The sequence below is a fragment of the Streptococcus timonensis genome (genome assembly GCF_047463455.1).
GTDB lineage: Bacteria > Bacillota > Bacilli > Lactobacillales > Streptococcaceae > Streptococcus > Streptococcus timonensis_B.
In genome coordinates this window covers 279,468-291,514 of sequence record NZ_JASHDV010000003.1, presented here as the reverse complement: position 1 = coordinate 291,514, position 12,047 = coordinate 279,468, and the positions used below count along the sequence as shown (strand labels likewise).

At 38.0% G+C, this 12,047-nt stretch carries 14 protein-coding genes, 1 tRNA gene and 1 pseudogene; all 16 read right to left on the bottom strand.

Going from position 1 to position 12,047, the window contains the following annotated elements:
- Positions 1–46: 46 nt before the first annotated feature.
- Positions 47–118: transfer RNA gene (locus QM847_RS06800), tRNA-Glu, on the bottom strand.
- Between the two features lie 197 nt (positions 119–315).
- Positions 316–852 (bottom strand): transcription termination/antitermination protein NusG, encoded by a 537-nt coding sequence (gene nusG / locus QM847_RS06795; protein ID WP_269798244.1) that lies wholly within the window; start codon positions 850–852, stop codon positions 316–318.
- Between the two features lie 29 nt (positions 853–881).
- The gene (secE, locus tag QM847_RS06790) at positions 882–1,058 is read right to left on the bottom strand and encodes a preprotein translocase subunit SecE (protein WP_075566065.1); all 177 of its coding nucleotides are present in this window, start codon (positions 1,056–1,058) and stop codon (positions 882–884) included.
- Between the two features lie 9 nt (positions 1,059–1,067).
- Positions 1,068–1,220 (bottom strand): 50S ribosomal protein L33, encoded by a 153-nt coding sequence (gene rpmG, locus QM847_RS06785; RefSeq protein WP_075566063.1) that lies wholly within the window; start codon positions 1,218–1,220, stop codon positions 1,068–1,070.
- A gap of 141 nt (positions 1,221–1,361) precedes the next feature.
- Entirely contained in the window at positions 1,362–2,054 is a 693-nt protein-coding gene (locus QM847_RS06780) for a phosphoglycerate mutase (protein ID WP_414354708.1), read from the bottom strand.
- 166 nt (positions 2,055–2,220) lie between these two features.
- Positions 2,221–2,589: a hypothetical protein gene (locus tag QM847_RS06775; protein WP_075566053.1), complete on the bottom strand. Its 369-nt coding sequence runs from the start codon at positions 2,587–2,589 to the stop codon at positions 2,221–2,223.
- A gap of 114 nt (positions 2,590–2,703) precedes the next feature.
- Complete coding sequence (gene ileS / locus QM847_RS06770; RefSeq protein ID WP_414354706.1) at positions 2,704–5,496, bottom strand: isoleucine--tRNA ligase; 2,793 nt, start codon at positions 5,494–5,496, stop codon at positions 2,704–2,706.
- 252 nt (positions 5,497–5,748) lie between these two features.
- The gene (locus QM847_RS06765; protein ID WP_414354704.1) at positions 5,749–6,525 is read right to left on the bottom strand and encodes a DivIVA domain-containing protein; all 777 of its coding nucleotides are present in this window, start codon (positions 6,523–6,525) and stop codon (positions 5,749–5,751) included.
- Positions 6,526–6,541: 16 nt separating this feature from the next.
- Positions 6,542–6,796, bottom strand: a complete 255-nt coding sequence (locus QM847_RS06760) for a DivIVA domain-containing protein (protein ID WP_414354703.1) — start codon at positions 6,794–6,796, stop codon at positions 6,542–6,544.
- 8 nt (positions 6,797–6,804) lie between these two features.
- Positions 6,805–7,590, bottom strand: coding sequence for an RNA-binding protein (locus QM847_RS06755; RefSeq protein ID WP_414354701.1), 786 nt, complete (start codon positions 7,588–7,590; stop codon positions 6,805–6,807).
- Positions 7,587–7,847: a YggT family protein gene (locus QM847_RS06750; RefSeq protein WP_414354699.1), complete on the bottom strand. Its 261-nt coding sequence runs from the start codon at positions 7,845–7,847 to the stop codon at positions 7,587–7,589. The genes QM847_RS06755 and QM847_RS06750 overlap by 4 nt, the downstream gene beginning before the upstream one ends.
- Positions 7,847–8,389, bottom strand: coding sequence for a cell division protein SepF (locus QM847_RS06745; protein WP_414354697.1), 543 nt, complete (start codon positions 8,387–8,389; stop codon positions 7,847–7,849). The genes QM847_RS06750 and QM847_RS06745 overlap by 1 nt, the downstream gene beginning before the upstream one ends.
- A gap of 9 nt (positions 8,390–8,398) precedes the next feature.
- Positions 8,399–9,070, bottom strand: a complete 672-nt coding sequence (locus QM847_RS06740; protein ID WP_414354695.1) for a YggS family pyridoxal phosphate-dependent enzyme — start codon at positions 9,068–9,070, stop codon at positions 8,399–8,401.
- A gap of 5 nt (positions 9,071–9,075) precedes the next feature.
- Positions 9,076–10,329, bottom strand: coding sequence for a cell division protein FtsZ (gene ftsZ, locus QM847_RS06735; RefSeq protein ID WP_414354694.1), 1,254 nt, complete (start codon positions 10,327–10,329; stop codon positions 9,076–9,078).
- Positions 10,330–10,346: 17 nt separating this feature from the next.
- Positions 10,347–10,529: a hypothetical protein gene (locus QM847_RS06730; protein WP_414354715.1), complete on the bottom strand. Its 183-nt coding sequence runs from the start codon at positions 10,527–10,529 to the stop codon at positions 10,347–10,349.
- A pseudogene (gene ftsA / locus QM847_RS06725) lies at positions 10,520–11,711 on the bottom strand (cell division protein FtsA); the annotation flags it as partial. The pseudogene ftsA and the gene QM847_RS06730, both read right to left, overlap by 10 nt.
- Between the last annotated feature and the right edge of the window lie 336 nt (positions 11,712–12,047).

Genomic DNA, 12,047 nt, shown 5'->3' with positions numbered 1-12,047 from the left:
CAATAGCTTTTTCAAACTTTTTTCATCTTCTACTGCAACACACTCATAGTCCGTACGGGATTCGAACCCGTGTTACCGCCGTGAAAAGGCGGTGTCTTAACCCCTTGACCAACGGACCCGAGCTTTTCGACTCTTTCTATTATACCTACTTTTTCTCCCTTGTCAACAGATTTAACTAAACTTTTTAAATTTCTTATGTTAGGGTTAGTTCTTTAGTTAAAACAATCTAGTTCCATTGTATTACATATTTCAGACAGCTTTTATGATGTGGTTGACTGAAATATGAACTAATTATTTTATATACTATTAAAGAAATTACAAGACAGCAATTTGATTTAAATTCACTTCAGCAATTGTGTCATTACCAAACATTGAAATAATCATTTTTACTTTGTTGTTATCAATTTCAGTGATTTTACCGGTGTAATCTGTAAATGCACCATCGATAATACGTACTGTTTGACCAACTTCAACATCGATATCAAATTCTTGAACTGTTTGCCCCATTGAAATTAGGATATCACGAATTTCTTGTTCCAAAAGCGGAGTTGGTTTAGATCTATTTCCGTGCGAACCTACAAATCCAGTAACATTTGGAGTGTTACGAACAACAAACCACGCTTCATCTGTCATAACCATTTCAACAAGAACGTATCCTGGAAAGCGATTCTCTTCAACTTCTTTCTTCTTTCCATTCTTTTCAATTTGAACTGTTTGAGTTGGGATTTCAACGCGCAAAATGTTATCTAACATATTGTAAGTTTGTGCGCGTTGCAAGAGATTTTCTTTTACTTTATTTTCATAACCAGAATATGTTTGTAGGACAAACCATCCTTTATCAAAAGAATCCATTATATTTCCTTTCTTAACTATGTTTCAATTTAGAAAATATTGATGAAGCGAATCAAGCCATTAACAATCAATTGGTCAAAAATATAAATGATGATTACAAAAAAGGCTGTATATTCAATAATTGATTTAAAATCTAACCAACTTTCTTTGCGGGTTGGCCAAGTTGTTTCTTTAAGAAGTGTAAAAATATCCTTAATAAAACTCATTCTATTCTCCTATCTCGTTTCTTTATGTATAGTGTACTTGCCACAATGTTTACAAAATTTATTTACTTCTAAGCGTGTTGGTTTTGGAGTTCCACTAATTTTGATTGAATAATTCCTTGAACCACAAACCTCACAGGCTAGACTTGCTTTTTTTAGTGCCATAGTGCCTCCATCCTAACTATTATAACAAGAAAGATGGTCTTTGACAAGTTAAATTGCATCATACATCGATTTTCACCTTTTGAGAATATTCTATATAAAAAACCTAGGAAATATCCTAGGCTTGAATCTGCTTAACTTAGCTTATTTACCAAGATAGTATTCAGCAACTACATTCAATTTCTCGTCAAATTCGAATACCAATGGTGGGAAGTTAGGAATTTCTACATCCATGATTTCGTCATCTGACAAACCTTTGATATGTTTTACAAGGGCACGAATTGAGTTGCCGTGTGCACCTACGAATACGTTTTTACCGTCTTTAAGCGCTGGAGCGATTTTGTCTTCCCAGAATGGAAGGGCACGTTCCAAAGTAACTTTCAAGTTCTCAGCATCTGGAATTACTGAGTCATCAAGTGAAGCATAACGACGGTCAGTATGAGCTGAGTACTCATCATCACGAGGCATTGCTGGAGGCAATACATCGTATGAACGACGCCAGATGTGAACTTGCTCATCACCGAATTGTTCAGCTGCTTCTGCTTTGTTTTTACCAGTCAAACCTCCGTAGTGACGTTCATTCAAGCGCCATGATTTTTCAACTGGAACCCACAATTGGTCAGCTGCTTCAAGAGCTAAGTTAGTCGTTTTAATCGCACGTTTCAACACTGAAGTATAAGCTTGGTCAAATTCGATACCAGCTTCTTTAATCAATTTACCAGCGTCAATCGCTTGTTGTGTTCCTTTTTCAGACAAATCAACATCAGCCCAACCAGTGAATAGGTTAGCTTTATTCCATTCAGACTCACCATGGCGAGCGAAAACCAATTTTACCATTATGGATTCTCCTTTTATTTTCCGAGGTCACCCTCGTTTTTCTATTCCATTCTACTAGATTTTTCATGAAAAATCCAGTCTGGACAGTGAAAAAGTGTAATTTTTCACAAAATTGTTTTCAAGTATTAAAAAAGAAGGAACCATTCAGTCCTTCTTTTATGTAAATCTATTCTTGTATTTGAAATTGTTTTAAACTTGATAGGTAAAGTGCAGCACCAATAATAATGACAATACCGCCAATCCATCCTAAAAATGGAATCAATGACACCACTGCTCCTACGATAAACAAAATAGATGGTGCAAGCGTAATACGTTTGTCATCTTTATAATAGATGAGAGTTAGAATACCTAAAATCAGTATTGCAATTTTTACTAAAGCAAAGGCAATAAACATCATTCCGACAATGACAGCAGCAGCATCTTCATCTTCAGATATACCAGCAATCATCACAATCACAAAAGGTAAAATTGCCAAAATAATACCCGTGATCAAGCCAATAATCCCATCGATTTGAGCTAGAGTTTTTGTTTTCATAAAAGTCTCCTTTTCAATTGAATAAACATTATTATACCATAATTTTACTGTACTTTTAGGATTTTTTAAAGAGAATTGAAAAAAATACAGGAAGGACCTGTATTTTTTATAGACTTATTTAGATTCAAATCCTTCTGCTACTGCATCCGCAAAGTTTTCTTCCACAACGCTTGCACAGTGGTCACAGATGACTGCATGATAGCTACGTTCTGCTGTACTTGGATCGATGCGGCGGCAACGGTCACAAACCTCACCAGCCGCACGTTCAACTGTAAAGGCAACATTTTCGAAAGCTACCGCCCCTTCCGGAGCTGAACCTTCTGCGATGGTCAAAGCTGAGACAATCAATAGTTGAGCGACATTACTATCTACTGCTTCAAGAAGAGTCTTCACTACTTCATTTGGATAAACTGTCAAGTGAGCTTCAAGTGATTTTCCGATTAATTTGGCATTACGAGCTTCTTCTAAGGCTTTTTGAGCTTGTCCACGGAAGTCCATGAAGGCTGCCCAGGCATCTAGGATTTCCTCTTGATTAGCAAATGTTTGTGCTTCTGGTAGTTCTGATAATTGAACGAAGTCTTCAGCTTCAAACTCAAGATATGACCAGATTTCTTCAGCAGTGTGAGGAAGAATTGGTGTCAAGAGTTTAGTGATTTTGACAAGGATGTCATAGAAGACTGTTTGCATTTGACGGCGTTCGAGAGATTTTGCACCTTCGATGTAGACAACATCTTTGGCAAAGTCCAGGTAAAAGGCAGACAAATCAACATTAATAAAGTTAACAAGCGCCTTATAGATTGTCAAGAATTCAAAGTCAGCATAAGCGTCACGAATAGTCTTGACAAGCTGATTAAAGCGGATGGTCATGTACTTATCAACAGAACGAAGTTCTTCGTAAGCGACTGAATCCTCAGCTGGGTTAAAGTCAGATGTGTTAGCAATCAAGAAACGAAGGGTGTTACGGATCTTACGGTATGTTTCAGAGACTTGGCTCAATATATCCATAGAGATACGTACGTCGTTACTTGAGTCTACACTGGTTACCCAGAGACGCAAGATTTCTGCACCAAATTGTTTTTCAACGTCGCTTGGAGCAATGGTATTTCCAAGAGATTTAGACATCTTTTCACCTTTACCATCAAGGGCAAAACCTTGTGACAAGATTTGTTTGTATGGTGCTACACCGTGGTTAGCCACAGATGTGATGAGAGATGAGTTGAACCAACCACGGTATTGGTCGGAACCTTCTAGGTAGAGGTCTGCTGGATATTTAAGTTCGGGGCGATTAACCACGACACCATTCCATGATGAACCTGAGTCGAACCATACATCCATGATGTCTGTTTCTTTCTTGAACTCACCATTTGGTGAACCTGGATGGGTAAATCCTTCTGGCAAGAGGTCTTTGGCATCACGTTCCCACCAGATGATGGAACCATGTTCTTCAAAGAGTTGGGCTACATACTCTATGGTTTCAGCTGTCATGATTGGTGTGCCATCTTCTGCGTAGAAGATAGGAAGTGGAACTCCCCAAGCACGTTGACGTGAGATAACCCAGTCACCACGGTCACGAATCATATTGTAGAGACGGACTTTACCCCACTCTGAGTGGAATTTGACTTTTTCAATTTCGTCCAAGATTTCTTGGCGGAATTTAGATACAGAGGCAAACCATTGTGGCACGGCACGCCAGATGATTGGTTTTTTTGTACGCCAGTCAAATGGGTAGGAGTGAGAGATTTCTTCTTGAGCAAGAAGAAGGTTTCCAAGTTTTTCAATAACTGTTGGCACAACCTTATCATAGAATTGACCTTCGAACTCTGCACCTGCATTGGCCATCATGATTCCGCGTTCGTTAACAGTCACAGCAACTTCTAGACCATTAGCAACACCGACATTGTAGTCATCCTCACCAAAACCAGGAGCTGTATGGACGATACCAGTACCAGAATCTGTTGTAACGTGGTCACCAAGGATAACGAGCTCATCTACTGCTGTATCCCATGGGTGCTCTGTCACAATTTGGTTCAATTCTGAACCACGGTAAGTAGCCAAAACTTGAACATCCGCCCAACCAAATTTTTCTGACAAGCTATTTAACAATTCTGAAGCTACAACAAACTTACGAGTTTCACCCGCAGGTTGAACTACAACATAGTCAATATCAGCTCCAACAGTCAAACCACGAGAAGCCGTGATGGTGAATGGAGTTGTTGTCCAAACGACGATGTAAGTATCTGTATCAAGGACACCTTTGCCATCTTTGACCTTATTAGCATAGTAAAGAGATGTTGAAACCAAGTCGTGGTATTCGATTTCCGCCTCAGCAAGGGCTGACTCAGATGACCATGACCAGTAAACAGGCTTCGCTCCACGGTAGATGTAGCCTTTATTAGCCATTTCACCAAAGACACGGATTTGCGCTGCTTCATAGTCTGGCGTCAAGGTTACATATGGATTTTCCCAGTCACCAGAAACACCCAAGCGCTTGAAATCTTCGCGTTGTTTATCTACTTGAGAGAGGGCATAGTCACGACAAAGTTTCAAGTACTCAACCAAGTCCATCTCTTTGCGTTTAACACCTTGTTTTGCCAAAACTTGCTCGATTGGCAGACCGTGTGTGTCCCAACCTGGAATGTATGGTGCGTAAAATCCTGACATCGATTTTGAACGAACAATGATATCTTTAGAAATCTTGTTCATGGCATGTCCAACGTGAATATTCCCGTTAGCGTATGGAGGGCCATCATGAAGCGTGAAATGTGGTTTTCCTTCATTTAACTCTTGACGACGTTGATAAAGTTTTGCTTCTTCCCACTCTTTTTGCCAAAGAGGTTCTTTGGTTGGAAGGCCAGCACGCATTGGAAATTCAGTTTTTCCTAGATTTAAAGTTTCTTTGAGTTTCATTGTATCTCCTTTATATATAGACAAATTAAAAACCACGATTCGCAAAAAGGACGAAAATCGTGGTACCACCTTTATTCGGAAAAAGACTCAGTCCTTTTCCCTCTTTTCCCGTAACGTGGGCAACGTCAAATCTTACTCATTTCAGACCTGATACTAAGAGAGGATAAATTTACCAACAGGGATTGTAGGACTTTCACCATCTCCTACTCGCTAGAAATGTGATTGATAAATTCTTGTTCTCTAATGAGATTCTTATAAAATTTGAACAGACTCTTTTTGAGCTTCATGATCTGAATCAGAATGAGATTCAACAGCAGGATCAAGCTCTCCTTCAAAAGATTCTTTTGCTTCTGATTCTAGTAATTCTTTATTTGCAGCTTCAATACGTGCTTGAAGTTCCGCCACCTCTTCTGGGGAGAATTGACGAGTCATGTCAATCGGCTCTTCTTCCTGGTAAGAAGATACATCTTCACCTAGAACCTCTTCGACTACTTCCTTGAAGGCTTCGTCACTAGTTTGCAAATATGTTGCAGTCGGACGCAAAATTTCTTCCCAATCTGATGAATCAACAATAGCTAATTGACTTTCGATTGTTGATTTCAAGCGTTGGTGGAAGACACGACTCTTGTTCTTCAACTCTTCTGTTTCAACAGCAACCTTCTTAGCATTATCTGTAGCCTGACGCAAGATTTCATTGGCTTTATATTTAGCTTCATCTAACAGACGTTGTGCATCTTGCTCAGCTTGATGAACAATATTATTTGATCGCTCATTTGCTGCCTGTTTTACACGTTCAGCTGTATCTTGAGCAATCAGAACAGACTGACTCAACGAATCTTTAATCTCATCAAAATATGACAAACGTTCTTCTAAGTTTTTAATGTGTTGTTCTTTTTCATGATTGCTTCGCACAAGTGCTTCATAGTCACGAACAACAATATCTAAGAATTCATCAACTTCATCGCGATTAAATCCTCTAAACTGCAATCCAAAGGTTTTATCCTTAATTTCTAATGATGTAATTGGCATAATTTTCCTCACTTATTTAATAAAAAATAGAATCATTAATTGCTTCTGGTTCTTGGTCGTTTGTTACTGTTCTCTTAGGAATATCATTCGTATAATTGGAAAGACGTTCTTCTAGTTTTTTGACATAGATTTCAGTTTCATCCTTATAGCGGACTAATTCTTCATAGTCAAAATAGATTTTATCTAAAAATTCGTCCACTTCTTCCTTATTATAACCTCTGAATTTAATCGAGAAAGCTTTATCAATAATTTCTTGTGGTCTAATTGACATATTTTCTCTCACTTACTTAATAGTAACTGCACTGTTAATTTTATCTTATCTTTTTTTGTCTGACCGTTTTCACGAAGAATAGTGATTCTACCAAAACGTCTGACACTTACTAAATCACCAAGTTTAAGTTGGAAATCCGTTTTTTCAACTTCATGATAATTTACTTGAACAAGCTTCTTATCAATGAGAGCAGTGGCTTGAGAACGAGAAAGTTTCAAAACATTGGATAAAAAGGCATCCAGACGCATACTTGGAACCAAGACATCCCTTTCCTGGTAGTTTTCTCTTGGAACAACCTTCTCTGAAAAAGAACGCTCTTCTAAGGAAACTGGGATTTTTGAAACTTTTTGTATCCCATCCTCAAACAAATTTTTAAAATTTTGATTCACAACGATTTGCGCTCTTTGATCAGTAACTAAAATATCACCGAATAATTTACGCTCAATGCCTAAACGATTAAGTACTGTTCCTAAAATTTTAGCATGTGTTAATTGTGAAAATTTATTTGGATAAACAATCTCTAACAAAGTCATTTCAAAATCTGAAAGTGTTGGGATAAAATATTCTGGAGCGAGAATAACCCTTGCATATTCAGAAGGAATAAAATCCTCACTACTATAGACTCGAATACCTGCATTCCCACCCAATGTTTTAAGAATGAAAACTTGATGCGGATTTAAAAAATAAGTTAACACGGGAGCATATTGCTCTTCTACCTGGTTTATCCATTCCAATCCTTTATCAATAAAGGGTATATCTTCGACTGCAAAATGTTGGTAAATATCCTTGCTCATATCATCAATAGAATATTAATTAGATAACGACTGATGTAATGGAGTAAGATAACTGCAATCCATACAGTAAAATCAAGTCCAGCAAATTGTAGGGGAAGACGTCTTAATGGTTGAAGAATTGGTTTCGTTAAAGTTTCCAAAAACCGACCTAACTGTGTATTGTATGCATTAGGAAACCATGATAATAGAGCAAAAGCTACAAGTATCAGTGAATAGATATCTGTAGCATTTTGTATAAATCGAGCAATTAGAAACATTAGCGTACTCTATTTCTCTTCATATCAAAGTCATAATCTTCAGTTTGAGATTCCTCTGGCAAACGAATATCTTCAATATTAACCACGACACCAACTGGAGTTAAAAGATACATTGTGTTTGCAACTTTTCTAAGTTCACCAGCTAGAACATGACGAGCTCCGTCCAAATAATCTAAACAACGGCGAGCTTGAACTTCAGTCATATATTGGAAATCAATTAAAATACTTTCATTTCCTGCCAACAAATCAACAATGTCTGTTGCATCTTCATATCGACGAGGATAACGGACATCAATTGTCACTTTTTCAGTACTACGATGACTTTCAATTGCTAATTCTTGTTGACGTGCATGAAGGCGTCTAATATTTTTTTCCTTGGCATCAGATTCTGAAGAAACTTGAGTCTGTTGTGGCAATTCCTTTCTTGGTGGAACTGCTGACAATGAACGCTCTGATGACGCAGTTACTACTTCATCAGAAATATTTTCTCCATCTTCAGTAAAATAATCTATAAATCTATCAAATTTATCTTTTAGTGACATGGTTTTTTCCTACTTAAAAAATGATGTACCTATACGAACAAAAGTTGAACCAAATTGAATCGCTTCTTTATAATCACGACTCATTCCCATACTTAGTTCTGACATTGGCATATTGGGGATTAGTTTTTGTTGAATTTCTTTTTGTAACTCTTGTGTTTCTCTAAAAATTGATTGTAACTCTTCAGTTTCAGCTTCAAAAGGAGCCATTGTCATAAGACCAACATATTCAATCTTATCTAACTTTGCTAAATCCGACAACAGATTCATTAACTCCTCTTTTGAAAAACCATGCTTAGTTTCTTCACCAGAGATATTTACTTGTAAAAAACACTTTATCTTGCGATTTGCACGTTTTTGTATTTCTTCTGCTAGTTTTAAAGAGTCTAAAGCATGGAAATAATCAACGTAGGCAATCACATCCTTGACTTTTCGCCGTTGTAAACTTCCTATTAAATGCCAGGTTATATCCCTATCACTTAGGACCTGATATTTTTCAAGAAATTTATCAACACGATTTTCTCCTATATGTCTTACCCCTTGATCAACCAATTGTGAAGCAGTTGATGCGTTGACATATTTAGTTACAGCAATGACAGAAACCGAGTCGACTTCACGACCGGCTTCTTGAACTGCTTTTGTAACTTGCTGAAAAACAAGGTTTGTATTCTCTTTTAAATTCATTTGAATTATCTGTTTTTAAAGAATGGTGGAGTTTCCAACTCATCTTCATCAGAAGAAGGAGCTTCAAATCGCTCTACTGGTGATACCAATGAATCTCCTTGACGAACAATAGTGTCACGTCTTAAATCCCAGTCACCAAATGCAGATGCTTTAGGTGCTTCTGGAGTACGAGAAGTGCCAACTGGAACTTCTGGAGTTTCATTCAAATCAAAGTGACGATCGTAGGTATGAGTACGTCCAGTTTTAACTGGTTCACGGTAAGCATTTTGTCTAGGCTTAGGAGCTACAACTTTTTCAACAGTATCCTGACGAACACCAGTAGCTACAACAGTTACTCGAATTTCATCTTTCATTGTTTCATCAATAGACGTTCCAAGCCAGATATTAACACCGTGTCCTGCAGCTTGGTTGACAATTTCTGAAGCTTCTTCTGCTTCTGTCAAGGTCAAGTCCAGACCACCAGTCACGTTTACGATAACATCTTCTGCACCATCGATTGTGGTTTCAAGGAGTGGAGAGTAGATAGCTTTACGAGCTGCTTCGATAACACGCTCTTCACCACTACCAATACCAATTCCCATAAGGGCATTACCTTTGTTTGCCATAACAGTCTTAACGTCTGCAAAGTCCAAGTTAATCAACCCTGGGCGAGTAATTAAGTCTGTAATACCTTGTACACCTTGACGAAGAACGTTGTCCGCTTCACTCAAAGCTTCAAGAAGCGGTGTCTTCTTATCAACGATTTCCAATAGGTTGTTATTTGAAATAATCAACAGTGTATCAACATGCTCACGAAGTTCGTTAATACCTTCCACTGCATACTGGCCACGTTTACTTCCTTCAAAACCAAACGGACGTGTCACAACACCGACAGTCAAGGCACCAAGACCTTTAGCGATACGAGCAATAACTGGTGCAGCACCTGTACCAGAACCACCACCCATACCAGCAGTGATGAAGACCATATCAGCTCCACTGATTGCTTCGGTTAGAACTTCTTCGCTTTCTTCAGCAGCTTTACGACCAACCTCAGGTTGACCTCCTGCACCAAGTCCACGAGTTAATTTAGGGCCAAGTTGAATTACAGTTTCAGCTTTTGTACTGCTTAAAGCTTGTACATCCGTGTTAGCTGCAATAAACTCAACACCAGAAACACCTTCTTCAACCATACGGTTGATGGCGTTCCCGCCTCCGCCTCCAACACCGATAACTTTAATTACCGCACCTTGTGCTGCTGCTGTATCAAATGAAAATGTCATATTATTTTTCCTCTACTTTATTCGTCAAACATGCTTCCAATCAAGCTACGGAAACGATCAGTTAATTTTTCTTTCGGTTTTTCTTCCGATTGGTTGAGTGATGCTTCTGTCGTGTAGACAGGTTCATCAGCACCACTAGTTGATCCGAAAACTGAGCTTTGAGAAGCAGTTGCTTTTGGTTGATTTGATCTAAAGTCAATTGGTTGATGACGTAATGTTTCATCACCTCTAATAGCACGTTGAGCTAGTACATTTACTTCAGTAAGGCTACCAGCAAATTCTGACAAGCTGATTACATGCGCAAACGCAGGGTTACGGATACCAACTTGGTTTGGAACGTAAAGTTTAACACGTACTCCAAATACTTCTTGTGCTAACTCAACAACCCCTGGAAGAATAGCGTTTCCACCAATCAAGGCAATTCCACCTGGTAAGTCAAGCAAATGTCTTCTTTCCAAATCTTGCTTGATTTGTTCAAAGACATGTTTCAATCTAGCTGAAATAATTTGCGCAAGGTAGACTTCACTCACTTCTACTGGTTCAACTTCACCGATAACTTCAACTTGGAAAGTTTCTTTACTTGCCAATTGTGGGTATGCCTCACCATAGTTTAGTTTCAAACTCTCAGCAATTTTCTTAGAAGTTTTTAGGACTTTTGAAATGTCTTTTGTGACGTACTCGCCACCTTCTTGGTATACATTAGTGTACTGCAATTCTTGATTGCGAATAGTTGCAACACTTGTTTGGCCACCACCCATATCGATAACAGTCGCTCCAAACTCACGTTCGCCTTCGTTAAGAACAGAGTTGACAATTGCAAGCGGTGAAATAATCACGTTATCAACTTGAACTCCAACACGTTCTACAGTTTTACGAAGGTTGTGAAGAATGGTTCTTGGACCTGTGTATAAAAGCCCACGCATTTCTAAGCGTACTCCCATCATTCCACGTGGATCACGAATTCCTTGGAAGCCATCAACAACAAACTCTTCTGGAACAAAAGTAATCACTTCACGATCTGGTGTCATACTCTTTGTCAAAGCTGATTTGACTACATTTTCAACATCTTGATCTGTAATTTCTTTTGTGTCTGATGTTACAGGAATCATTCCTTGCGTTGGCTCAACTTGCAACAAGTTCGCTGGAAGACCAACGTTTACAGACTTGATAGAAATTCCTGCTTTCTCTTCTGCTTGAGAAATAGCAGATTTAATAGCTGCCGCTGCAGCCTCGATATCAACGATAATTCCATCCTTGACACCTTTACTTTTTGCGTTACTAACGCCAATTACATTTACTTCACCATCTACAAGCTCTGCAACTAACACTTTAATAGAGCTCGTTCCAATATCTAAGCCTGTAAAAAAACCATTTCTAGTCATTACACTGCATCCTCTCTATCTTCCAAGTTTCACACTTTGTTTTTTTAATAGCTACAAGAAGGCATAGCTATTCACAGAATATTATATCATAAAAAATATATTCGTGCTTAATTTTTTATGATTTTATAGCATGTTTTTGAAGAAAAAAAGGCAAAAATTTCTTAAAAAATAACTTTATTATAAAACTAAAATTAAAAACAATACTAAAATGTGTGAAATTATCATCAATTGGATGAACGTTCGGTTTTTCTAGTCATGGAATTCTGTTTTTTGATTTCGTTTTTCACGTAACTTTTAGCTATCATTTTTGAAATCATTCGTTTTTTTTAAATGTGT

Bases quoted from the DNA above. Each gene is read 5' to 3' on its own strand.
- QM847_RS06765 (WP_414354704.1), bottom strand. From the start codon at position 6,525: ATGCCAATTACATCATTAGAAATTAAGGATAAAACCTTTGGATTGCAG.
- QM847_RS06750 (WP_414354699.1), bottom strand. From the start codon at position 7,847: ATGTTTCTAATTGCTCGATTTATACAAAATGCTACAGATATCTATTCA.
- QM847_RS06775 (WP_075566053.1), bottom strand. From the start codon at position 2,589: ATGAAAACAAAAACTCTAGCTCAAATCGATGGGATTATTGGCTTGATC.
- ileS (WP_414354706.1), bottom strand. From the start codon at position 5,496: ATGAAACTCAAAGAAACTTTAAATCTAGGAAAAACTGAATTTCCAATG.
- QM847_RS06760 (WP_414354703.1), bottom strand. From the start codon at position 6,796: ATGTCAATTAGACCACAAGAAATTATTGATAAAGCTTTCTCGATTAAA.
- QM847_RS06780 (WP_414354708.1), bottom strand. From the start codon at position 2,054: ATGGTAAAATTGGTTTTCGCTCGCCATGGTGAGTCTGAATGGAATAAA.
- secE (WP_075566065.1), bottom strand. From the start codon at position 1,058: ATGAGTTTTATTAAGGATATTTTTACACTTCTTAAAGAAACAACTTGG.
- QM847_RS06740 (WP_414354695.1), bottom strand. From the start codon at position 9,070: ATGAATTTAAAAGAGAATACAAACCTTGTTTTTCAGCAAGTTACAAAA.
- QM847_RS06755 (WP_414354701.1), bottom strand. From the start codon at position 7,590: ATGAGCAAGGATATTTACCAACATTTTGCAGTCGAAGATATACCCTTT.
- rpmG (WP_075566063.1), bottom strand. From the start codon at position 1,220: ATGGCACTAAAAAAAGCAAGTCTAGCCTGTGAGGTTTGTGGTTCAAGG.
- nusG (WP_269798244.1), bottom strand. From the start codon at position 852: ATGGATTCTTTTGATAAAGGATGGTTTGTCCTACAAACATATTCTGGT.
- ftsZ (WP_414354694.1), bottom strand. From the start codon at position 10,329: ATGACATTTTCATTTGATACAGCAGCAGCACAAGGTGCGGTAATTAAA.
- QM847_RS06745 (WP_414354697.1), bottom strand. From the start codon at position 8,389: ATGTCACTAAAAGATAAATTTGATAGATTTATAGATTATTTTACTGAA.